This is a genomic window from Pseudolysinimonas kribbensis, from assembly GCF_030161895.1.
GTDB classification, from domain to species: domain Bacteria; phylum Actinomycetota; class Actinomycetes; order Actinomycetales; family Microbacteriaceae; genus Pseudolysinimonas; species Pseudolysinimonas kribbensis.
Window position 1 is genome coordinate 1,292,915 of the sequence record NZ_BSVB01000001.1, and the last position, 21,429, is coordinate 1,314,343.

General features: G+C 68.3%; 24 protein-coding genes and 2 pseudogenes. 6 read left to right on the forward strand and 20 right to left on the reverse strand.

Features of this window, described 5'->3' with window-relative positions; translation table 11 throughout:
- Nucleotides 1-82: 82 nt before the first annotated feature.
- A complete protein-coding gene (locus tag QQK35_RS07185) occupies nt 83-1,069 on the forward strand; it encodes a LacI family DNA-binding transcriptional regulator (RefSeq protein ID WP_284253559.1) in 987 nt (328 codons plus the stop codon).
- 39 nt (nt 1,070-1,108) lie between these two features.
- Here the strand turns inward: QQK35_RS07185 and QQK35_RS07190 are convergent, their stop codons facing one another.
- Complete coding sequence (locus QQK35_RS07190) at nt 1,109-1,987, reverse strand: MBL fold metallo-hydrolase (RefSeq protein ID WP_284253560.1); 879 nt, start codon at nt 1,985-1,987, stop codon at nt 1,109-1,111.
- Between the two features lie 207 nt (nt 1,988-2,194).
- Between QQK35_RS07190 and QQK35_RS07195 the strand changes: the two genes are divergently transcribed.
- Both QQK35_RS07195 and QQK35_RS07200 read left to right on the forward strand, forming a co-directional pair.
- The gene (locus QQK35_RS07195) at nt 2,195-3,304 is read left to right on the forward strand and encodes a zinc-binding dehydrogenase (protein ID WP_284253561.1); all 1,110 of its coding nucleotides are present in this window, start codon (nt 2,195-2,197) and stop codon (nt 3,302-3,304) included.
- Nucleotides 3,301-4,488, forward strand: a complete 1,188-nt coding sequence (locus QQK35_RS07200; protein ID WP_284253562.1) for an amidohydrolase/deacetylase family metallohydrolase — start codon at nt 3,301-3,303, stop codon at nt 4,486-4,488. The genes QQK35_RS07195 and QQK35_RS07200 overlap by 4 nt, the downstream gene beginning before the upstream one ends.
- Here QQK35_RS07200 and QQK35_RS07205 read toward each other — a convergent pair.
- The 7 genes from QQK35_RS07205 to QQK35_RS07235 form a co-directional block, all read right to left on the reverse strand.
- Nucleotides 4,485-5,012 carry an NADPH-dependent FMN reductase gene (locus QQK35_RS07205; RefSeq protein ID WP_348534902.1) on the reverse strand — a complete coding sequence of 176 codons (528 nt, stop codon included), beginning with the start codon at nt 5,010-5,012 and terminating at the stop codon, nt 4,485-4,487. The genes QQK35_RS07200 and QQK35_RS07205 overlap by 4 nt on opposite strands.
- A gap of 94 nt (nt 5,013-5,106) precedes the next feature.
- Nucleotides 5,107-5,508: a hypothetical protein gene (locus QQK35_RS07210; protein WP_284253563.1), complete on the reverse strand. Its 402-nt coding sequence runs from the start codon at nt 5,506-5,508 to the stop codon at nt 5,107-5,109.
- Between the two features lie 17 nt (nt 5,509-5,525).
- A complete protein-coding gene (locus QQK35_RS07215; protein WP_284253564.1) occupies nt 5,526-5,981 on the reverse strand; it encodes a hypothetical protein in 456 nt (151 codons plus the stop codon).
- Between the two features lie 43 nt (nt 5,982-6,024).
- Nucleotides 6,025-6,312, reverse strand: a complete 288-nt coding sequence (locus tag QQK35_RS07220) for a dihydrofolate reductase family protein (protein WP_284253565.1) — start codon at nt 6,310-6,312, stop codon at nt 6,025-6,027.
- On the reverse strand, nt 6,243-6,581 hold the full coding sequence (locus QQK35_RS07225; protein ID WP_284253566.1) for a dihydrofolate reductase family protein: 339 nt from the start codon (nt 6,579-6,581) through the stop codon (nt 6,243-6,245). The genes QQK35_RS07220 and QQK35_RS07225 overlap by 70 nt, the downstream gene beginning before the upstream one ends.
- A 22-nt stretch (nt 6,582-6,603) precedes the next feature.
- Nucleotides 6,604-7,893, reverse strand: coding sequence for a multicopper oxidase family protein (locus QQK35_RS07230; RefSeq protein WP_284253567.1), 1,290 nt, complete (start codon nt 7,891-7,893; stop codon nt 6,604-6,606).
- 274 nt (nt 7,894-8,167) lie between these two features.
- Nucleotides 8,168-8,587, reverse strand: coding sequence for a hypothetical protein (locus tag QQK35_RS07235; protein WP_284253569.1), 420 nt, complete (start codon nt 8,585-8,587; stop codon nt 8,168-8,170).
- Between the two features lie 70 nt (nt 8,588-8,657).
- Between QQK35_RS07235 and QQK35_RS07240 the strand changes: the two genes are divergently transcribed.
- Entirely contained in the window at nt 8,658-9,080 is a 423-nt protein-coding gene (locus tag QQK35_RS07240) for a MarR family winged helix-turn-helix transcriptional regulator (RefSeq protein WP_284253570.1), read from the forward strand.
- A gap of 508 nt (nt 9,081-9,588) precedes the next feature.
- Nucleotides 9,589-10,863, forward strand: coding sequence for a DUF3644 domain-containing protein (locus QQK35_RS07245; protein ID WP_284253571.1), 1,275 nt, complete (start codon nt 9,589-9,591; stop codon nt 10,861-10,863).
- Here the strand turns inward: QQK35_RS07245 and QQK35_RS07250 are convergent.
- The 11 genes and pseudogenes from QQK35_RS07250 to QQK35_RS07300 all read right to left on the reverse strand — a co-directional run bounded on the left by QQK35_RS07250 (nt 10,860) and on the right by QQK35_RS07300 (nt 19,798).
- Nucleotides 10,860-11,492, reverse strand: a complete 633-nt coding sequence (locus QQK35_RS07250; protein ID WP_284253572.1) for a phosphatase PAP2 family protein — start codon at nt 11,490-11,492, stop codon at nt 10,860-10,862. The genes QQK35_RS07245 and QQK35_RS07250 overlap by 4 nt on opposite strands.
- Before the next feature lie 56 nt (nt 11,493-11,548).
- Nucleotides 11,549-12,340: a COG4705 family protein gene (locus tag QQK35_RS07255; protein ID WP_284253573.1), complete on the reverse strand. Its 792-nt coding sequence runs from the start codon at nt 12,338-12,340 to the stop codon at nt 11,549-11,551.
- A 155-nt stretch (nt 12,341-12,495) separates the two neighbouring features.
- Nucleotides 12,496-13,896, reverse strand: coding sequence for a glycosyltransferase (locus QQK35_RS07260; protein ID WP_284253574.1), 1,401 nt, complete (start codon nt 13,894-13,896; stop codon nt 12,496-12,498).
- Entirely contained in the window at nt 13,893-14,579 is a 687-nt protein-coding gene (locus QQK35_RS07265; protein WP_284253575.1) for a CDP-glycerol glycerophosphotransferase family protein, read from the reverse strand. The genes QQK35_RS07260 and QQK35_RS07265 overlap by 4 nt, the downstream gene beginning before the upstream one ends.
- Nucleotides 14,558-15,100 (reverse strand): annotated as a pseudogene (locus QQK35_RS07270) (CDP-glycerol glycerophosphotransferase family protein); the annotation flags it as partial. The gene QQK35_RS07265 and the pseudogene QQK35_RS07270, both read right to left, overlap by 22 nt.
- A 35-nt stretch (nt 15,101-15,135) precedes the next feature.
- A complete protein-coding gene (locus tag QQK35_RS07275) occupies nt 15,136-16,638 on the reverse strand; it encodes a glycosyltransferase family 39 protein (protein WP_284253576.1) in 1,503 nt (500 codons plus the stop codon).
- Between the two features lie 62 nt (nt 16,639-16,700).
- Nucleotides 16,701-17,690 carry a sensor histidine kinase gene (locus QQK35_RS07280; RefSeq protein ID WP_284253577.1) on the reverse strand — a complete coding sequence of 330 codons (990 nt, stop codon included), beginning with the start codon at nt 17,688-17,690 and terminating at the stop codon, nt 16,701-16,703.
- Nucleotides 17,687-17,950: a winged helix-turn-helix domain-containing protein gene (locus tag QQK35_RS07285; protein ID WP_284253579.1), complete on the reverse strand. Its 264-nt coding sequence runs from the start codon at nt 17,948-17,950 to the stop codon at nt 17,687-17,689. Before QQK35_RS07285 ends, QQK35_RS07280 begins: the two co-directional genes overlap by 4 nt.
- 113 nt (nt 17,951-18,063) lie before the next feature.
- Nucleotides 18,064-18,351: pseudogene (locus QQK35_RS07290) on the reverse strand (response regulator); the annotation flags it as partial.
- Between the two features lie 36 nt (nt 18,352-18,387).
- On the reverse strand, nt 18,388-19,161 hold the full coding sequence (locus QQK35_RS07295; RefSeq protein WP_284253580.1) for a COG4705 family protein: 774 nt from the start codon (nt 19,159-19,161) through the stop codon (nt 18,388-18,390).
- A 34-nt stretch (nt 19,162-19,195) separates the two neighbouring features.
- A complete protein-coding gene (locus QQK35_RS07300) occupies nt 19,196-19,798 on the reverse strand; it encodes a DedA family protein (protein WP_284253581.1) in 603 nt (200 codons plus the stop codon).
- 81 nt (nt 19,799-19,879) lie between these two features.
- Between QQK35_RS07300 and QQK35_RS07305 the strand changes: the two genes are divergently transcribed.
- Nucleotides 19,880-20,440 (forward strand): Chromate resistance protein ChrB, encoded by a 561-nt coding sequence (locus QQK35_RS07305; RefSeq protein ID WP_284253582.1) that lies wholly within the window; start codon nt 19,880-19,882, stop codon nt 20,438-20,440.
- A 32-nt stretch (nt 20,441-20,472) separates the two neighbouring features.
- Here the strand turns inward: QQK35_RS07305 and QQK35_RS07310 are convergent, their stop codons facing one another.
- Nucleotides 20,473-21,327 carry a hypothetical protein gene (locus QQK35_RS07310; RefSeq protein ID WP_431311801.1) on the reverse strand — a complete coding sequence of 285 codons (855 nt, stop codon included), beginning with the start codon at nt 21,325-21,327 and terminating at the stop codon, nt 20,473-20,475.
- Nucleotides 21,328-21,429 lie beyond the last annotated feature (102 nt).

Genomic DNA, 21,429 nt, shown 5'->3' on the forward strand with positions numbered 1-21,429 from the left:
CCGAGCACAGTGATGCGGGGGTGAGGCGGTGGCAAGCAGCGAGAACACCGGGTCGTCGGTACGCCGTGTCACCATGCGCGACGTGGCTCAACTCGCCGGGGTGGATGTCGCAGTCGTCTCGAAGATGCTCAGCGGGGACGCGTCTCTCTCGGTGCGGGAGTCCACTCGCGAGCGAGTGCTCCGGGCCGTCGCCCAGCTCGACTACCGGCCGAACTATGCCGCGCGTTCGTTGCGGCGGTCGCGAGCCGACGCGTTCGGGCTCGTCGTGCCGGATTTTCATAACAGCGTGTACTCCGGGATCATCGACGGCGCCCAGAGCGCTGCGAATGCGATGAACTACGCGCTGCTGACCGTGAGCGCGTCGCCGACCTCCGACGAGGAGTCCCGACTCGCAGCCCTGTTCGGCAACGGGACCATTGACGGGCTGCTGGTAGCCGGCGCTGCCCGGGCCGACGAGTTGGTGCGGCTCTTCCGCAAGCGCGGACAGCCGGTGCTGTCGGTGAACCGCCGCATCCCCGGCCTCGACCGCTACGTCATCCTCGACGACTTCGCGGCAGCACGGCAGGCGGTCCGTCATCTCGTCGAGCTCGGTCACACCCGGATCGGGCACATCGGGGGCCCCCGCGACCTGGACACGTCGACGCGACGGCTCGACGGCTTCTTCTCGGCGATGCAGGATGCGGGGCTTGCGATCCCGACTTCGTACATCGTGAACGCCGACTACACGCCACGCGGCGGGTATCAGGCGATGCGGAGCCTGCTGGAGCTGAGCGAGCCACCGCAGGCTGTCCTCGCCGCGAACGTCACCTCGGCGCTCGGCGCGATGAGCGCCGCGTACGAAGCGGGCGTCAGCATCCCGAACGACCTGTCGCTCATCTCGATCCACGACCTCGACCTTGCCGAGTACGCGTCCCCGGCGCTCACGGTCATCCGCATGCCCATCTATGAGATGGGTCGGCTGGCCGTGCAGCTGCTCGCCGACACGCCTCCGAATGACGCGATCGAACAGGTCGTCGACACCCCGCTGGAGCTCATCGCACGTCACTCCACGAGCAGGCCGCACGCCTGAGACGGCGGACTGGACGACCGCCGCGCGCCGGGACGGCGGTCACCACTCCTGCTTCCACGCCTCCGGGTGGTAGCGGTACACGCCGTTCTCGCGGCTGACGTACCCGAAGCCCGGATAGTGCAGATGGGCGCCGGTGACGAGCACCCGCTCCTGCTCGGCGAGATCGAGAATCCGGCGCCGCGATGCCTCGGCCATACCGGGGTCGAGGTCGGGCACCATGACGATCTCGGGCCGTGCGAACTGGATCTCGGGGATGTGGATGATGTCGCCCCAGATCAGGAGACCCTCCCCGCCCGACTCGACGAGGTATCCGGAGTGGCCCGGCGTGTGCCCGGCGAGCTCCACGGCGGTCACCCCCGGCAGAACTTCTCCGCCTGAAAACGTGCGCATGCCGTCGAGGTACGGCGTCACCTGCTCGCGCGTGTACTGGAAGTGGATCCGCTTGTAGAGGTCCGAGGCTCGAGCCATCTGCGCGTCGTCGAACCAGTGGCGCGGCTCGTTCTCGTGGACGAGCAGCTCCGCGTTCGGGTAGATCGCCGATCCGGAGGCCACATCAGTCAGCCCCGCCGAATGGTCCGGGTGCATGTGCGTCAGGAGCACCGTGTCGATCTCCTCGGGTGCGACGCCCGCTGCCCGGAGGTTCTCCAGGACATGCCCGGTCGCGCTGCCGAAGTACGCGCCCGAGCCGGTGTCGATGAGAGCGATTCGATCACGCGTGCGAAGGAGGAAGGCGTTGACCGAGAACGCCAATCGTCGCCGGAAGCCGCTCGCCAGCGCGCGCGACAGCTCGTCCTCCGAGAGGTTCCGCGTCATCGTGTGATCCGGGATCATGAGGCCGTCGCTGATCGCGGTGACGACGATGTCGCCGATACGACGGTGGTAGATGCCGGGAATCTGCTTCTGCGGTACCGCGATCACGACGTGCTCCGTCCGTTGGCCGAGGGTTCGACAACCGATTGACTTAGCAGCCAGAGTACCGAGTCCTATCCATGATCAGATCTACTCGAGCAGGGCAAGACTGGTGCACTCAACGGATTGATTTCCGCCGTGAATCCTGATGTGCTGGGTGCCATGCCCGCCGCCAGCGCATCAGCCCGCAGTGAGACGGCCCCGCCTGGCGGGACGATGCGGGCCGCAGTTCTCCGTGACCGAGAGCCCGGGCTCGAGATCGTCGAGCTCGCGATTCCCACGCCGAAGGCCGGTGAGGCCCTGGTCAAGATCATCGCCTGCGGCGTCTGTCACACCGACCTCCACGTGATCAAGGGCGAGGTGACGTTCCCGCGCCCCGCCGTTCTGGGCCACGAGATCAGCGGCGCGATCATCGAGATCGGCGCAGGTACGAGCGATGCTCGCGGCCTCGCGGTCGGCGACACGGTCGTCGGTGCGTTCATCATGCCCTGCGCGACGTGCCCGGCCTGTCGCCGCGGCCGCGACGATCTGTGCGAGAACTTCTTCGGCCAGAACCGGCTGAACGGCACGCTCTACGACGGCGAGAGCCGGCTCGCGATGCCGGACGGCTCGTTCCTGGCCATGTACTCGATGGGCGGACTCGCCGAGTACGCGGTCGTCCCCGTGACCGCTCTCGCGAAACTCGCCCCCGGACTCGATCCCGTGACCTCGGCCGTGCTCGGCTGCTCGGCTCTCACCTCCTATGGAGCGGTTCACCGCGCCGCCCGGGTGGAGCCCGGTGAGGCGGTCGCCGTCGTCGCCGTCGGCGGGGTGGGCAGCGGCGTCGTGCAGATGGCCAGGGCCGCCGGGGCCGTTCCGGTCATCGCGGTCGACGTGTCTGCCGACAAGCTCGAAGCCGCGCGGGCGCTCGGCGCCACCCACGTCGTCGATGCGTCCACGGCCGACCCCGTCGCGGCCGTGCGCGAGATCACCGGCGGGCGCGGTGTCGACGTCTCGTTCGAGGCGCTCGGTCGCCCCCAGACGTTCCGGCAGGCGGTCGACATGTTGGCCGACGGCGGACGGATGGTGGCGATCGGGATCGCCGCCGGGTCCACGACCGCCGAGATCGAGATCACTCCTCTCGTGCGTCGCGCCACCACGATCTCCGGTTCCTACGGTGCGCGTACGCGCGAGGATCTTCCCGCCGTCGTCGCCCTTGCCGCCGACCGCGGATTCGACACGGAGCACCTCGTCACCCGCCGCTTCGGACTCGAGGACGCCGCCGCCGCGTACGAGACGCTCGCCCGCGGCGAGATCACCGGACGAGCTGTCATCGTCATGGCATGACCGATCTCGACCTGCTCATCTCAGGAGGTCGCGTCCTGGATCCATCGCGCGCCATCGACCTCTTTGCGGATCTCGCCATCCGGGACGGACGGGTCGTCGAGATCGCGAGCCGTATCGAGCGCGCGCGTGCCGCTCGTGTCGTCGACGCCACGGGTGCCCTGGTGACCCCGGGACTGGTCGATCTGCACACGCATGTGCTGGGCGGCGTGCTCGACTCATGCGCCGATCCCGACGACGTCGGCATCCGCTCCGGTGTGACGACGGTGGTCGACGCGGGGAGCGCGGGGGCGGGCACGATCGGCGCGTTCGCCAACTGGATCATCCCGAACCGGCGAACTCGGGTCATCCCGTTTCTGCATATCGCGACGACCGGGTTCGCCACGAACCCGGAGATCACCGCCGAGTCCGACGTCGACTTCAAGCTCGTCGAGCGCTCCCTCACGCAATACGAGGGGCTCATCGGCGGCCTGAAGGTCCGGATGGTCAACCCCGCGCTTCGGATCCTCGGGATCGAGATGCTGCGAAGGTCGGTTGAGATCGCCCACGCGGCCGGTCTGCCCGTGATGGTGCACATCGGTGACGTGCACGGCGAAGGTCCGGCCGACCTCGGCGCTCGAACCCTGGAACTTCTCGGGCCGGGTGACATCGTGACCCACCTGTTCACACCGCACCCCGGCGGCATCCTCGATGGACGGCGACGAGTGATCCCCGAGGCGTTCGCGGCGGCGGAACGCGGTATCCGCTTCGATGCGGCGCACGGCCGCGGCAACTTCAGCTTCGACGTCGCTCGCGAGGTCTTCGATCAGGGAATCCGGATCGACGCGATCAGCACCGACATGACGGCGGCGGGGCGCCGCGACGTCGTCTACACGATGACCGAGGTGATGAGCCGGTACCTCGGGCTGGGCTTCGACCTCGCCGAGGTGATCGCGCTCAGCACGTCGGGGCCGGCCGATGCCGCCCGACGAGACGATGTCGGCTCGCTCACGATCGGCGGCACGGCCGACGTCTCGATCCTCGACGTCGTCACCGGCAGCTGGGAAGCCGTGGACTCCGTGGGACAGACGCTCCGGCTCGACCGACTGATCCTCCCGCGGACGACTGTCCGTGCCGGCGAACTCATCGCTCCCGGGCCGGGTCCGCACGCTCGCGGATGGCTGCCCGACTCCTTCGAGCCTGGTTAGGCACCGCTGGGGTGGCGACCCGTGTCCCTTCCCAGCGTCGCCTGCAGGTACCGCGCGTTCGTCGTGACCCAGGCTTCGACCGAGCGGTCGACCTCATCCATGTTGTCCGTCACGAAGTAGAGAGCCCGGGTGGGGACACTCGCTCCCAGCTCAACGAGGAGGGGACGAAGGTGCGCCTCGGGCGCCATGGCGTGCGCCAGGGAAGCGCCGGTCATGACGGGGATCGCGACGACCCCGTCCAGGGCACCGGGTCCGTAACGATCGAGGAACCCCTTGAGAAGTCCGGTGTATGCGGCCTTGTACGTCGGTGATGCCACGATCACGACGTCGGCGCCCGCGACCACCGCGATCAGCTCGTCCATGTCGTTGGACGGCCAGGCGAAGATCGAATCGGCGTGCGCAGCCAGGTCGATGGTCACGATCGAGATTCCGGGGAGCAAGGCGGCCGCGAGCGCCTCAGCCAGGGCGAGCGTCCGGGAACGAGGCTTCGGGTTGCCGCAGAGAACGACAGCTTTCAGCATCATCAGTCCCCTCCGCCACCCACAGACGCGACGGTCATATCAGTTTATCGAACGTCGATCGCCGTCGACCGCCGCTGGCCGATCGAGGCGCCGCCCGCTACCCGGCGCGGGTGACCAGTTCCGCGACACGGAACACGGACCGCCACATGTCCGGCTTCTCCCAGCCGCCCGGCAGGAAGTAGGCGAAGAACCAGCCGTCCTCGAGAGCGGCGTGCGCGGGGCGGCGCTTGTCGGTGAGCGCGGCGATCAGCTCATCGGTGAAGAACGCGCGGACCTCCCGCACATCGTCCTTCTCGCACAGGAGCTGAACGCGACCGCGACCGAGCGCGTTCACCCAGGCGAAGGAGCGCGGCGACGGGTTCGACATCGAGCGGCCGCAGAGGAACGTCGCGGTGGGGAGCGCGTCGCGGACGGGGATCGCCAGGTATCGCAGCCTCATCCCCACCGAGGAGCGCGTGCCCGTGGACGAGTCGACGTACTCGCCGGTCTCGACCTGCACGCCCCGCTGTTCCCACGTCAGGAACCGGAAGACGCGACGGTACCGGAAGGTGCGCCGGCCCAGTGGTCCGGGGTGCGCGCCGGGTCCGCGACCGGCCGACCGATGAAGCCGTTGGCGTCGGCGAAGGCCACGAACCGCACGAGACGGAGCCAGCCCCGAGGCTGCACGACGCGGCGGACGAACGCGTAGACCGCGAGGCAGACGAGGGCGATGACGGCGATGCCCTCGAGCCCGATCACCGCCTCAGGACCCTTCTCCTGCGCGGCTTCGACGATGGTGGTGATCGCCAGGATCACCGCCAGGGTGCCGCCGACGACCGCGATCGGCACGATCGCCCGGGTCCGCTCGGATCGGACCTCGTCCACCGTCTCGGGGCCGAGATCCCCCGCGAGCGCCCTCGCGTGCACCTCGGCGGCGAGCGACGCGGATGGCGAGGAGGTCAGCGGACCGAAGTCGACGCGCTCGAGGTCCACCGCTCCACGGTATCGGGAGCGCAGGACCTCGGAGACGCGGGGCTCAGTGACGCCGGTAGCGCAGTCGCATCACGCCGTTGCCGAAGCGGTGCTCGTCGAGGAGCTCGAACTCGATCCGGAGGTCGGTCGGCATCGCGGGCTTGCCGGCCCCGACGCTGACGGGCACGACATAGAGCTGGACCTCATCCACCAGTCCCGCCCTGAACGCCTGGCCGGCGAGCTCGGCGCCGCCGATCAGGAGATCACGGGTCGCCGCGGCCTTCAGATCCCGCACCGCAGCAGCGGTGAACGTCGATTCGATCCGGGTGCGGGCGGTGGCGACCGCGGCCATGGTCCGGGAGTAGACGATCTTGCGCGGCGCTCGCCAGGCTGCGGCGAAGTCGGCGAACAGGGGGAATGGGCGGCGAGGTCGGTGTCGGTCTCCCAGACGGCCATCGCCTCGTAGAGCCGCCGCCCGTACAGGAGCGTGCCGACGGAGCGCATGAGGTCCGTGTGAGCCGCGAACACCTCGTCGTCGACCGGGAAGAAGTCGAACGCTCCGCTCGCATCCTCGATGTACCCGTCGAGGGTCGTGTTCGTCGCGTAGATCAGTCGTGTCATGGAGCGCGCCTCCCGGATCGTCTCATGCCGTGACGAAGTTGGCCATCATCGCCATGTCCTCGTGCTCGAGGTTGTGGCAGTGGAAGACGAACCGGCCGGGATGGTCGCGGAAGCGCACCGCGATCCGGGCCTGCTCGCCGGGGCTGAGGTCGATCGTGTCCTTCCATCCCGCGTCGAACGGGCCCGGTCCGTAGATCCCGCGACCCACCACCTGGAACGGGTCGAGGTGCACGTGCACCGGATGGTGGAAGTCGGCGAACAGCTGCCAGATCTCGATGTCGCCGAGCTTCGGCCGGGCCGCGACGGAGGTCGGGCTGAAGGGCTCCTCGTTGATGATCCAGCCGTCGCGGTGGCCCACCGAGCCTCGCTGGAATCGGAAGGTGCGCGTGACGGTCGCCTTCGTGGGGTCGAGCGGTTCGATCGTCGAGAGCGTCGCGGGCGCGGTGAAACGCGGGCCGACGCGCTCGCCGACGCGGAATCGCATGATCTGATGCATCCGGCCGTCGGCGAAATCGTCGTACAGGGTGACGAGCGCGCCGACCGGGAAGCGCGAGAAGTCGACGAGCGCGTCCAGCCGTTGCGCCGGCGCGAGCTCGAACGAGTCGTGCTGCAGCGGTGCCGCCAGCAGTCCGCCCTCCGTGCCGATCTGCAGGAGCCCGTCGTGCGGTTCCGGATCCAGCCGCAATCGCAGCCGGCGAGCGTTGCACGCGTTGAGGAACCGGAGGCGGTAGGTCGCGCGGTCCACGTCGGCGAACGGCCACGGCACCCCGTTGACGAGCATGACGTCGCCGAGCACGCCGGCGACGTACGGATCCGTGACGCCCGGCGTGTTGACGAGCGTGGCGTCGACACTCGGATAGAGCAACGACCCGTCGGCGTCGAACGCGCGGTCCGTGAGCACGAGCGGCAGTTCGTAGCGGCCGCGAGGAAGGCCGAGCGCGTCCTCCTCGTCGTCGCGCACGATGTGCAGACCGGCCAGGCCGCGCCACACCGAGGGGCCGGTGAAGTCCATCCGGTGATCGTGATACCAGAGCATCGCGGCGCGCTGTTGCATCGGGTAGCGGTAGACCCGCTCCCCGTGGCTGACGTCGCCGGCCGGCATCGGGGCATGACCATCCATCCCGGTCATGCCCTGATGCCGATGCAGATAGGTCATGTCCTGGGGATAGATGTCATCGGTCGGGTAGCCGTCGCTCTCGTGCGGGGTGTGCCCGCCGTGCAGATGGACCACGATCGGGATCGGCAGCCGGTTGCGGTGCCGCACCGCGACGGGACGCCCGCGCCGGCTCTCGATCGTCGGGCCGGGGAACACCCCTCGAAGCCGAGGATCGGCGTCGTGAGCCCGGGCAGGATGTGCGCCGTCGCCCCCCGGGTCGTCATCATGTAGCGGTCCACGCCCTCCTCGGTCGAGGACGGTCGGAGGGTGGGCGGGAGCCGAAGCGGCAGCGTGAAGGAGCGCGGCAGACGCGCGGTGCTCCGCAACTGCTCACCGGTCGAATGCCGCCCCGTGCCCTCGAGAGCGAACGGCAGCCCCACCGCGAGGCCGACCCCGGCCAGTACGCCGCCGCCGATGAACGCGCGGCGGCTCACCGCGGCCATGTCCGCCTCCACGCCCAGACGGCGAGGGCCGTGGCGATCAGGATGATCGCGACGCCGAGCGGTATGTGCAGGGCCAGTGTGTGCATGAAGCCGAGCAGGATCTGCAGCCCGATGAGCCCGAAGAGCAGCACGTACCCGACGATCGGCCACCACGGCCCGCGGCCCGGCCGGAATTGCAGCACCGCCGCGACGGCGGCGACGAGCACGCAGATGCCGGCATAGGTGGCGTTCTCGCGATGCAGGTCCAGCGCCGGGTAGACGCCCGACAGGAACTGACCTGCGAAGATCGCCTGGTCGAAGAGCATGACCGCGGCCAGCGTCGCCGTGACGCGAAAGACCCAGCGCGGCCACCGCGGTCCGCTCCTGGTCACGGGCGTGACCTCGTCGTGCACGAGAGACCTGGTCAACGTTCCCCCAACTAGTTTCATCTGGAACGGTTTCAGATGAGAAAAACATGGGCGCGGAGAGAGGATCCACATGAGGGATGGCGCGATGCGCCTCGGGCTGCTCCTGCGACAGTCCCACCGACGCGCGGCGCAGGCCCTCGACGCGGCATTGGCTCCCCTCGGCCTGGCCGGGCGCCACTTCGGGGTGCTCCTGATCATCGACCGCGACGGCACCTCCACCCAGCGCGACCTCCTCGCTCAGACCGGCGGAGACAAGGCGGGCATGGCCCGAACGGTCGCCGAGCTCGAGGACCTGGCGCTCCTGGCCCGCGACGTGGACGCCGTGGATCGCCGCCTCGTCCACCTCCGCCTCACCGAGCTCGGCGAGACCCGGTTCCGGGAGGCGCGCAAGCTCGCCGCCGCCGTCGGCGACGAGCTGGTCCGAGACCTCGACGATGCCGAGCTCGCTCACCTCATCGCGCTCCTGCAGCGCCTTCACGGCGAAACGCGATAAGGGCCCGGATAAATCCGGGCCAGTAGCGAGGGCGGGACTCGAACCCGCGACACCACGATTAGTTCGACGTCGTCGCCACGGGATGACGGACTTGCCGACGACCCGCAATCACGGGGAATCGAGAAGCCCCCGATGACGTCGTCCCCGCTGACTGACGACCAATGTGCGGGGTAAGTGCGGGGTCTCACGCTGGTACCGGTGGGACTTGAATTCGTCGGGCGAGAGGAACCCACAAAGTCTGAGCCTCCGTCGGAGCATCAACTAAGGAAGTAGATATGAGCCCTCTCGAGGAGGCATCGACCGCTCCAGCACGTCAGCGTTGATGCGAGCCGATTGAGCGACCTCGACCCACGGCATGATCTGTTCGCGCTGACGGAACTTTCTCGCTTGATCGGGGCTCTCGGTCATCGCCACGTACTCTCGCTCGCCTCGCACCCGACCGAGAAATGGCCTGCTGATCACGATCGGCTGTGCTCAGTCAGGGGTCTGTGTGGGCGCGGCGCGTCGGTTGGGCGAGGAGCGTCGTGCCGAAATCGTAGGCATACCCGTTTCGGCACGATCCGGTTTCGGCACAGGGTTTCGGCATGGCCTCGATCGGCGTGTCGCGCGTGTGGATGTCGATGCGGCAGTTGTGCCGAAAACGATCGTTATCGGCACGGCCGAGAGCAGGGGAGATACTGACGCGGTGAGGATGCGTCGGCAGGCCGCCATGTATCTGGAGAGTGCGATCGAATCGTTGGTCCTCGCGATCGAGCTCTTCAACCGCCCTTCCCCGATCGCGCGGGATCACGCTGTCCCGATGCTGCTCGGGCACTCGTTCGAGATGTTGCTGAAGAGCATCATCTTCCAAGCGCGTCGGACGGTCCGTGATCGTGGGGACGAGCTGACCTACTCCCTGGCGCGCTGCATCGGCATTGCCGCGGACGACCTGCAGATCATTTCGAAGGACGAGCGGGCCCTGATCGCCGCGCTCAAGCAGGATCGGGACTGCGCGACGCACGATTCGATCTCGATGAGCGAGCAACTGCTCTGGGTGCACATGCGATCGGGCATTTCGGTCATTCGGCGCCTGCTGCGAGACGAGCTCCAGCTCGACTTGACCGACCTCTTGCCGGGGAGGGTGATCCCCGTGAGCACTGAGCCGCCGCATGAGTTGCACGCTCTTGTCGAGGATGAGCTCGCGACGATCGCTGCTCTCCTTGCGCCGGGCACGCGGAAGGGTCCCGAGGCGAGAGCGCGTCTGCGGCCTCTGCTGAGTCTGGACGGCGCGGCGACGGGACGAGTCGACCCGCCAACCGAGGCGGAGGTGGCACGCGCTGAGGCAGCCTTGCGCGCCCGAACAGAGTGGACGCGGGTGCTGCCCGGACTAGCGACGTTGAGCGTGACACCTGTCGCGCCCGACGGTGATGCGCAGGAGGTGATCCTGCGTGTCGGCAGAGGCGCCGAGGCGATCCCAGTCCGGAAGGCGCGCCGTGACGAAGAGGCTCTGGCTTATCGGTCGATGGATCCGTTCGAGGAGTACGGCGGCCGGCTACGGGAGTTCGGGTCTCGGCTTGGCATCACTCAGCAGCAGGGCTATGCGCTTATCGAGCATCTCGCGATCAAGGATGACGATGCGGCGTACTTCTGCCGGAAGACGAAGAACGGGAACGTGCAGTACCAGGGTCTGAGCGCCCGCGCCTACGACTTGGGCCGGAAGGCCATCGCCGCAGGCGTCGACCTTGACGCGATCACCGCGCGGTACAACGTCGCGCACGCCCGTCGAGCCCCCGGCGCTCGCTAGCGCGCGGGGGTCTGCGTCGATGAGGTCGGGCCCTTGCCGTTGGGGCGAAAGAGCCTGATCCGAGGCACTACGGCTCGCGACCACAGGGCACCGACCAGGGGCGCGACTCCTCCGCCCCAGATGGCTGAGGCGATGACGTCGGTCGGGTAGTGCAACCCGTCCGTGAGGACGCAGAACGCCACGAGTAGGGTCCCCGCGATTCCCGCGATCACCCAGATTCGGCGAACCGCGCGGGACCGGGTGATGAGCACCGCGGCGATCGCGAGGGCGATAAGGAATACGGTGTGTCCGCTTGGGTAGGACGCGTCAGGTTGCGTGTGCGGAGGGTGCGGCAGTAATGACTGCGGTGGGCGCGGCCGGGCGACCATGATCTTGATGAAGGCCGCGGGCAGCCAGGTGGCGGCGACCGTGATCGCGAATGTCGATGCTGCCGCGAGATCTCGTCGCACGGCCGCGATGATGACCGTGATGATCACGGTGCCGATGATCGCCGGCAGCGGCCCGACGAGTTTGTAGACGCCGTCCCCGATCGTCCCGATGAGGCCACGGTGCAATCCGTTGAGGGCTTGGACCGGGGACAGGTCGAACGAGCTCGAACGCAGGGCCAGCCCTCCCGCGATCACGAGCACGACGCTGATCGCGGCGATGACAGCCAGCGGCCGCAGCGGGCTCGGCGATACGTCGGTCACGCTTCCGCCGCCGTGTCGCCTGCCTCGCGCCGGCCGCGGAGCTGGATCGACTGCACGACGACGAGGACGACGATCACGATGAGGAAGATCAGGCTGGTGAACGTGGTGCCGAGTCCGGCCCCGCCGTTCTTGAGGTCTTGCGACAGCAGGTCGCCGGTGGAGGCGCCGAGCGGGCGGGTGAGGATGTACGCGATCCAGAAGGCGAGGATCGCGTTGATGTGGGCGAATCGGTAGATGAGTCCGATCGCGGCGATCGCGGCCGCGAAGACCACCAGCGAGAGCACGTAGCCGAGGTTCAGGCTCTCGGCCAGGAGGTCGCCGGCGGCGGTGCCGAGCGCGAAGGTGAACAGCACCGCGAGCCAGTAGAAGGTCTCGCGGCGGCGGGTGACGATGGAGTGGATCGACAGGGTCCGCTCGAAGACGTACCAGGTGGTGAACACGGCGGCGAGGACGACGGTGAAGACCGACGTGGTGACCCACAGCGGCACTCCGAGGCCGTCGGTGAGGTTGTCGGTGATGAGGGTGCCGACGACACTGATCAGCACCACAGCGAGCCAGTAGACCGCCGGCACGTAGCGGCGCAGGGCGAACTGCACGATCAGAGCGACGATGAGCAGGGCTCCCATGACGACGGAGGTCACCTGCAGCCCGAGGCCGAGCTGCACGTTGAGGAAGTCGGCGGCTGTCTCGCCGACGGTGGTGGCGAGCACCTTGATGATCCAGAACACCGCGGTGACCTGAGGCACCTTGTTGCTCGTCGGCGGTCGCAGCGCGGCGGTGGTGGTCATAGTTCGGTCTCCTGTTCAAGGGGGCTGACGGGTCCACGGAACCAGGACGGTTTTGAGATGCCTCAGATCGTTGCGGGCCGCACCGCTTCGCTCGAGCAGGACGATTAGAGGGACATGTGACCATCGTCGCGAGCATGGGACTCAGTTGATGCTGATCAGTCCGTAGAGGTCGTCATGTGGTGGATCGTCGGGATCGCCGCCGCTGTGGTGGTCGTGCTGGTGGCGATCATCTGGGCCTTGATCGCGGTGCTCGCGGAGGTGGGGTCGATGGTGGACGACGAAGCCGACGATGACTTCACCGAGGCGTCGCCCAAGATCGCAGCTTCGGCCTCGCGACGCGCGTCGCGGTTGTAGCTCTCGACGTCCAGGTGCGCGGGCGGGACCTCGCCGCGGAGGAAGGCGCGCATCCCGTCCGCGAGAGCATCCGGGTTCGGCGCGACGACGGTGATGGCTTCTCCGGGGAGGGCGTCTCGGACTGAGCCGAAGTCGGTGCTGATGATCGGCAGCTCGAGGGCTCCTGCCTCCAGGAGCACCATCGGTTGCCCCTCGTAGTCGCTGGAGAGCACGAAGCACTTCGCCGCGGCCATGAGCGCGAAGGGGTTGGAGATCGCGCCGGTGAGGATGGCGATGCCGTCGAGTCCGAGGCGGTGGACTTCGCGCTCGAGTGTGGGGGCTTCGGGGCCGTCGCCGACGATCAGCAGCCGCGCGCTGGGGACCGCCGCGTGCACCGTGGCGAACGCGTCCAGCAGGCGACGCTGGTTCTTCTCCGGGCTCAGTCGTCCGACGTTGATGAACCAGGACAGCTCTGGGTTGTTCAGCTCCTTCACCCACGCCGGAGGGCTCGGCTCCTGCAGCTCGGGAAGGGTCGCGACGGCGACCGCAGCACCCCTGCGGATGCGGTCCTCGTCGATGAGGTTGCGCGCCGAAATGAACACCTCCGACGACAGGTCCGTGGTGGGGGCGAGGGCGGCGCAGTTCAGCTTCGCGAGCTCGGGCGACACCGACACCAGGGCATCGAATCGGGGATAGAGGACGAACACCGCGGGGAGGCTGCGGCGCATCCGGGCGCGACCACGGATCGGGCGATGCACTTCAGCGGCCATGTCGTTGTGGAGCCAGATGCTGCGCCGAGCGATCGGCGAGTGGAGCAGGATCTGGCTCCAGAATCGGCTGTACCCGCTGAAGTCGGCGACGGCGTCGAAGCGGGCGTCACCAACGAGGCGGTGCCATTCGTTGCGGTAGACGCGGGTCTGGTGCGCGGTCTCGCCGGCGTCGGGTCGGAGCCGTTCCCTGAGCTTGAGGCGAGCCAGCGCGGTCTTGCCTGCCGTCATGCCGCCCTGTCGGATGAACTGCCGCACTCGGGAGTCGATGAGGGCCTGGTTGGCTCGCTGCTGCGCGTTCGCGGGCCGCGCCATCAGTACGGAGACGTCGATGCGGCTGTGGTCGATGGAGCGCAGCAGGTTCAGGGCGGCGCTGGTGATGCCGTTGGATCGCATCCCTCCGACGTAGATCAGGATCTTGCGGCGCGAGTCCGAGGCGTCAGCGGCGCGGATCATGCCATCTCGGAACACGGCGTCGATGAACCGGTCGGCGGCGTGCCCGTCGCTGCGGGGGTGAATCGTTCGGCCCAGTCGCGTCTCTTGTCCAGGTGCGGGTCGACCTCGGCCTGGATCCGGTGGGCGAGGGTGTCGAGGTCGTGGACGACCTCACCGGGGAGCTCGTCGTCGGCGAAGTACGCGCCGCGCTCCTCTCGATACTGGCCCGCCTGGGGGACGTAGAAGGTGATGGGCCGGTCCTGGGCGAGGTAGTCGAAGAAGATCGACGAGAAGTCGGTGATGAGGTGGTCGGTAACGCCGAGCAGCGCGTTGGTGGGCAGGTCGTTGGAGATCAGCACCGATCGTGCGTCGGGCCGGTCGGCGAGCAGGTGGTGCACCGACTGGTGCGCCTTGAGGACGACCCGGTAGGTGGATCCGAGACGCTGTTGGAGGCCGGCGACGGTGGCGAGCATCGCGTCGGCCTCGTCGCGTGGTGCGCCGAACCTCTCTCCGGTCCAGGTCGGCGCGTACACGACGACCTGCCGGCCCGGGTCGCTCCCGACTCGGATCGAGGCGCGCAGCGCGGCGTCTTCGGCGGGCGTGAGCGCCTGCCGGTCGACGCGGGGGTAGCCGATCTCGAGGATGCGTCCTCGTAGATGCCGCGCAGCTTGTAGGCGTCGAGGTACATCTGCTGGGTCATCCACGGGCTCTGCGCGAGGAGGACGTCGGCGGCGAGGAAGTTGCGCAGGACGTTGCCGGATTGGAGGGCGCCGTCGGGCATGTCGTACCCCATGTGTTTGAGCGGGGTGCCGTGCCAGGTGTTCACGTACAGCTGCCCGGGGCGCTTGTCGAACTCGTGCGGGAAGGTCGCGTTGTTAATCAGCACGCGCGACCGAGCGATCGCGCGGAAATACCCGGACGAGCGGTGCCGCACGATCCGAACACGAGGGTCATCGCGGAACTCGGCACGGAACTCCTGGTGGCCGCGGGTGAGCACCCAGATGTGCCGCAGGTGCGCTTGGTCCGGGGCTGCGAGCAGGGCGCGGAAGATCGCCTCGGGGTTGTCGAGCGCACCGTTGCCGGCGAAGGACTCGTACAGCACCGTGTCGTTCCAGAGCGGCTGCCGGAAGGCGCGGGCCCTGACCTCCGCCTCCCATGCCCTCACCAGCCGGGTGATCAGCTTGCGGGTGCGGCGGGACAGACGCGTGAAGATGGAGTCGCTCACCTCATCGAGGCTCGTCCGGCGACGCAGATCTATCTCTAATCCGCACGGGTGAACTCGATGATGCGGCTGCGGTGGGTGGCCAGCTCGGTGTTGCCACGCACGAACCCGAGGTTGGCGAGGTCCTGGATGCCGTAGCTGTCGACCTTGTACCCGATCGCGTACTCGACCACCCACACCCGCGTGACGCCGCTGAACCGGCCGGCGGCGGCAGCGACCGGGATGGTCAGGGCGTCATCGTGCCAGGTCGTGTTCTGCCAGAACGGCACCCCGAGGGTGGGATCACGCAGCTGCACCGAGACCGGGTAGGTGCGAAGCGCGAGCCGGGTGCGACGGGAGGGGCGCACGGATTCGTCGAACACCACTGCGTCGCCGGGGTGGGTGACGCGCTGCAGGTCGGCGGAGATCACCGCCCAGTCGCTGTTGTTCTTCGCGTAGGGGCCGCGTTGGCTGACCCACGGCGCGATCGCGACGCCCACAACCACCGCGGTGCCGAGGGCCAGCGCGGGTCGCCACCGGGTCGCCAGTGCGGCCAACGGCAGGCTCATCAGGAGCGCGACGGCGGGGCTGCACAGGGCGAGGTACCGGGCGGTGAAGTCGGCGACGATCGGGCTGGTCCCGATCAGGATCGCGGACGGCACCAGGAACCAGCTCGCCACGAGAAGCCCGATCGGGCTGCGCGGCGACTCCGGTCGCCGACGGATCCACGGGACGAGCGCGATGGCGAGTCCGGCGACGGTGAGCAGCCATCCGATGATCGCGAATGGGATCTGCCCGAACCAGATCGTGACCAGCACCGAGTCGGCCGTGATCTCGGTGCGGGTGGCGAGGTAGGCGATCTGGTTGCGCTCGAATAGGGCAGCGACGATCACCGGCGCGGCGGCGACGAGGGCGCATGCGGTGGCGATCGCCCACGGGATGAGGATCCGGCGGCGGCGTGCGGCGATCAGCAGGACGAGGCCCTGCGCAACCGCGATGAGCCCGAGGTAGAGGAACATGTACACCCCGACCGCGAGCACCGCTCCGTAGGCGATCCAGACGCCTCGGTTCTTGCCGTGTCGGGTCAGCGCGACGATCAGGATCAGGCTCAGCCAGGCGGCGATCGCGGCGCTGAACGCGTAGGACCTAGCTTCCTCGCCAATGTAGGTGATCCGCGGGAGGACGGCGCAGATCAGGCCCGCGGTCACGCCCACGGGCACCGAGCGCAGACGGGCTCCGATGAGGACGACGGCGGCGGCCGCGGCGCCGATGGCGAGGGCGCTGGGGAAGCGGATGGCGAACGGTGTGGTGCCGAACAGCTGGATCCAGAAGTGCAGGAACAGGTAGTAGGTGCCGTGCACGGCGTCGACGTGGGAGATCTCGAGCAGCAGCGATGGGATCGACCTTTCGGCCGAGAGGAGGCTGGCGGCCTCGTCGCCCCATAGTGACGGGATCCAGGATCCGATGGCGGCGACCGCGACCGCGATGATGCCGACGAGGAGCGCAGCGGAGGTCGATCGGGTCAGATGGACCCGGGCTCGGGACCGCAGCGGCAGCAGCATGGCTCTACGCCATCAGCGCGGACCACAGAATCCTTTGATCTGCGATCCAGACCTCGATTGCGTCAGCTGCGGCGGCGCCTGCGGGGCGCATCAGCCCGCGGGAGGCGGATGACGATCTCGGTGCCCTGCGGGCCGGTCGCTTCGACCCGGACGCTCCCGCCGGCGCGCTGCACCGTGTCGCGGACCAGGGAAAGTCCTATGCCGAACCCGGCACGGTCGCCCACCTCGGTGCCGCGCGCGAACCGGTCGAAGATGGCGCCCGGGTCGATGCCGCGGATGCCGCTGCCTTGGTCTTTCACGGACAGCTCGGCGGTCGGCCCGTCGCTTCGCAGGCCGACCTCGACGGTGGAGCCGGGCGGTGAGAACTTCATCGCGTTGTCGACCAGCGCGATCACGCAGCGGTGGATGCTGGGCGCCGGCACCGCGAGGTGGATCTCCTCGTCGTCGGTGAACGTCACGGTGATGTCGCGTTCGGTTCCGAGGAGCTGCAGCGACTCCACGGCTAGGGCGATGACGGGGTTGACGAGGACGATGCCGTCGCTGGCCGGTCCGTCCTCGGCAGCCTCGAGCAAGTCGTTGACGATCTGCACGAGCGTGGCGGTGTCGCGGCGCAGCTCGATCACCGTGGGAGCGGCGACGTCGTCATCGGAGAGCTTGCGTTGGAGGGTCTGCAGGCGGGTGTCCAGCACGGCGAGGGGTGTGCGGAGCTCGTGGCTGGCGTTGGCGACGAACGCGCGTTGTGAGTGGAGGGCCTCACCCAGTGGCCGGACCGCTCGGCGGGTGGCGAACCAGCTGAGCGCGGCCGCGAGGATCACGGCGGAACCGCCGATGATGATCGCGCCTTCGATGATATCGAGGCCGCCGATGTCGATCGTGGCCTCGCGGTGGCTGAACAGCCGGTCGGCCCGGATGTGGTCCAGCACGAACGCGAATGCCACGACCACCACCACGACGACGAGGATCGTGGCGGCGCCGGTGATCTGCAGCCCGACGATGAGGGAAGCGCGTCGGATCGCCCGCTCGTCGGGGTCGTCCGGCCGCTGTCGTGTCACAGTTGACCCAGTCGGTAGCCCTGTCCTCGCACGGTGGTGATGATGTCAGGATCGGTCTTGCGGCGCACGTAGTGCACGTAGGTGTCGACGTTGCCCGGCAGGTCTGCCTCGTCGAAGACGGCGCGGAGGATCTGCTCCCGGGTGAAGGTGCGCTGCGGGTGCTCGGCGAACAGCCGCAGCAGCTGGTTCTCCCGCTGGGTGAGGATGCATCGTCCGTCGTAGGGGAGTAGATGGCGCGGCTGTCCGGGTAGAACTCCCACGCGCCGATGCGGATGAAGGGACCCTCGCCGGAGTAGACGCGGCGGATCGCGCGCAGCCGGGCGAAGAGCTCGTCGAACTCGAACGGCTTGACCAGGTAGTCGTTGGCTCCGGCGTCAAGGCCGCGGACCCGGTCGTGGAGGGTCCCCAGCGCGGTGAGCATGAGCATCGGGGTGGTGATCCCGGCCTTGCGGAGGGATTCGACGACGTCGATCCCGTCGGCGCCGGGCAGCCGGCGGTCGACGATGAGGGCGTCGAACTCGCCGTCGCGTGCGGTCTCGAACCCGGACCGGGCATCCGCGCAGAGCGTCACCGCATAGCTCTCTTCGAGGACGCCGCGCATCATCGGGCCGAGATCGCGATCGTCTTCGATCAGCAGCAGACGGGGTCGTGCGTCGTTCATGCGGGCTCCTCTGTCAAGGATGCTCCCTACCTGGCTTCAAGAAACTTCAGATGTTGATGCGGTGAGGCGCTGCAGGCGCCGTTGACGGGTTTGCATCACGGCGACGCCGGCGATGATCAGCGCGGCCCCGGCGGCGCTGATGGGGAGGGTGCCCAGGGCGAGGCCGCCGCGGCTGTGGTCGACGGCCAGCCAGTCGGCGAAGGAGGCCCCGAGCGGTCGGGTGAGTACGTAGGCCCACCAGAATGCGATCGTCGCCGGCAGGTGGAAGCGGTAGGCGATGCCGGGCATGGCGATGAGGATCGCGAACACGATCCCCGAGCCGAGATATCCGAGGGTGAACGTGGTGGCGGTGAGGTCGCCCACCGCGGTGCCGAGCGCGAACGTGGCGAGCACGGTCGCCCAATAGAACAACTCACGCCGGCCGGTGGTGACCGAGTGGACCGAGACGGTGCCCTCGGTGATGCGCCACACGATGAAGATCACGACGAGCACCGCGGCGAAGGCGATCGTGGAGAGGAGGTACGGCACCCCGATGACGATGTGGGTGACGTCGGCGACCATCGTCCCGAACACGGCGACCATGCACACGAAAAGCCAGTAGCGCCAGGGCACGTACCGTCGGGCCGTGAATTGGATCACGAAGCAGATCGCGAATAGCACGGCGGCGACCAGGACCACCGGGACGGGATCGAGGGTCTTCACGAAGTAGTCGGAGGTGGTCTCGCCGACGCCGGTGCTGAGCAGCTTCACCACCCAGAAGAGAAGGGTGAGCTGCGGAACCCGTTGCAGACGATCAAGGGGCGATGCCACGCTCGTACGTTCCCAAAATCTCTCAGATGAGTGTCTAAGACTCGGCAGCCTTCGCGCGGTGCCTGCGCACGAGGGCGGTGATCAGGATCGGCCCCACGGACACGATGATGATGCCCAGCGCGATCCACTCGATATTGCCGGCTACCCACGGGATCGAGCCGAGGAAGAGTCCCGCCGTCCCGAGCAGCGCCGCCCAGACCAGGCCGCCGAGCGCGTTCCAGATCGAGAAGGTGCGGTGCGCGACGGTGGAGGCGCCGATCGCGGGCGAGATGTAGGTCCGCACGATCGGCACGAACCGTGCCAGGACGATCGAGCCGCGGCCCCACCGCGCGAAGAACCGGTCGGCCTCCTCGAGGTAGCGCGTCTTGAACAGACGCGCGTCCGGCTTGAACAGCCGCCGGCCGTAGCGGCGGCCGATGGCGAATCCGACCTCGGCGCCCCCGATCGCGCACCCGGCGGCGATCGCGACGATCAGGTACCAGGGCACGTGTAGTGGGACGGCGATGATCGCAGCGGCGAAGATCAGGCTGTCGCCCGGGAGGAACGGGAACAGGAGCCCGTTCTCGATGAACACCATCGCGCCGATCACGACGAGTGCCGCGGGGCCTACCGCGACGAGGATCGTGGTGAGATTCACACCCTGACCATGCGGCGCGACCTCAGATGCCCCGTCAAGAATCCGCGGATTCTGGTCATCGGCGCTGGCTAGGGTAAGGGCGTGGCGTCCCCGAAGGCATCTGCCCCTGACGCGGGCGAGTGGCTCGTGCTGATCTACAAGATCCCGGCGGAGCCCACGCGCCTTCGATCCGGGGCCTGGCGGCGTCTCAAGGCGCTCGGGGCGGTGTACCTGCAGAACTCGGTCGCAGCCTTTCCGCGGACGCCGACAGCGGAGCGGGCTCTGCGTAAGCTCCGCCACGACATCATCGAGATGTCCGGCACGGCCGTCCTCCTGAACAGCTCGATCCTCGTCGGTGACGACACCGTCCTCGGGGCCTTCCAAGCCGCGCGATCCGACGAGTTCGAGGAGATCGTGGATCGTTGCGAGGACTTCTTGAAGGGCTTGAAGAAGGAGTGGGACGCATCCCACTTCACCTATGCCGAGCTCGAGGAGAACGAGGTCGACTACAACAAGCTCGTCAACTGGTTCCAGAGCGTCGGAGAGCGCGACCAGTTCGGAGCCGAAGGACGCGCTGCGGCCGAAGACGGACTGTCACGCTGCGAACGGGCCCTCGAGGAGTACGCAGCTCGCGTCTATGCCGAGGAGCCCGAGGGGCACTGATCGTGCCGCCTCGGGCCCATTCGTGAATGCCGTCAGCTCCGGGCGGCGCGCGCGATACCGATCAGCATCGCGACAAGAACGACTGCCGACATCAGGATCCATGCGAGCTGCGCGACGGAGAGCGCCACCGCAGCGGTGGCGCCGAGTCCGAGGACGACGATCGCCGTGATGACCCAATCGTCACCGACGATGAAGTCCCACCAGAACAAGCCGAAAGCGCGGATGCGGCCCGGCTTCCGTGCAGCGACCGGCGCCGTCGACGCCATCGCCGACTCGGGGGTCGCCTCGGCACCCGCACCTCCGACCGCCGCCCCCACCGGCACGAGCGTCGGGGCCGGTGTGGACACCTGCTGGGGCCGGGGACGCGACCGCAGGACAGCGACGATCAGCAGCGAGATGACAGCGACAACGGGAGCGATCACCAGCAAGGAGATGTCGGCTCCTGGCCACTCGGCCCCCGCTCCCTCAGCGGCCCAGAACAGGCCGAAGGCCGTGAGCATGATGCCGACGACGAACTTGAGTGTGTTCTCGGGAACCCGCGCGAGCGGTCCACGCACCACGACCGCGATGAGGATCACCACGATCGCGGCGGCACCCGCAGCGATGGAGGCGAGGCCAACAGCTTTGGCGTTCGTGCCGAAGGTGAGCACGATGAACACGACTTCGAGCCCCTCCAGCAGTACACCCTTGAACGCGAGCGTGAAGGCGTAGGGGTCGCCCAGCAGGCCCGAGCGTTCGATGGTCGCCGCGCGAGCCTTATCGACCTCTCGCTCGTAGATCGCTGCCTCATCGTGGAGGGCCTTGCGACCGGAGGCTCGCAGCACGGCCTTGCGGATCCACTGGAGTCCGAACACGAGGAGCAAGCCTCCGACGACGATCCGGAGCACCTCGATCGGGATGAGCGTGATCGCCGGGCCGAGTGCGGCGATCGCGATCGCCAGGACGATCAGCGCGGCGGCGACGCCCTTCATCGTGGACCGCCAGTCGCG

Coding starts and splice junctions, on each gene's coding strand:
- QQK35_RS07195 (WP_284253561.1), top strand. CDS start 2,195: ATGCGGGCCGCAGTTCTCCGTGACCGAGAGCCCGGGCTCGAGATCGTC.
- QQK35_RS07220 (WP_284253565.1), bottom strand. CDS start 6,312: ATGGCCGCGGTCGCCACCGCCCGCACCCGGATCGAATCGACGTTCACC.
- QQK35_RS07275 (WP_284253576.1), bottom strand. CDS start 16,638: ATGCTGCTGCCGCTGCGGTCCCGAGCCCGGGTCCATCTGACCCGATCG.
- QQK35_RS07225 (WP_284253566.1), bottom strand. CDS start 6,581: ATGACACGACTGATCTACGCGACGAACACGACCCTCGACGGGTACATC.
- QQK35_RS07255 (WP_284253573.1), bottom strand. CDS start 12,340: ATGACCACCACCGCCGCGCTGCGACCGCCGACGAGCAACAAGGTGCCT.
- QQK35_RS07240 (WP_284253570.1), top strand. CDS start 8,658: ATGAGGGATGGCGCGATGCGCCTCGGGCTGCTCCTGCGACAGTCCCAC.
- QQK35_RS07260 (WP_284253574.1), bottom strand. CDS start 13,896: ATGATCCGCGCCGCTGACGCCTCGGACTCGCGCCGCAAGATCCTGATC.
- QQK35_RS07205 (WP_348534902.1), bottom strand. CDS start 5,012: ATGATGCTGAAAGCTGTCGTTCTCTGCGGCAACCCGAAGCCTCGTTCC.
- QQK35_RS07200 (WP_284253562.1), top strand. CDS start 3,301: ATGACCGATCTCGACCTGCTCATCTCAGGAGGTCGCGTCCTGGATCCA.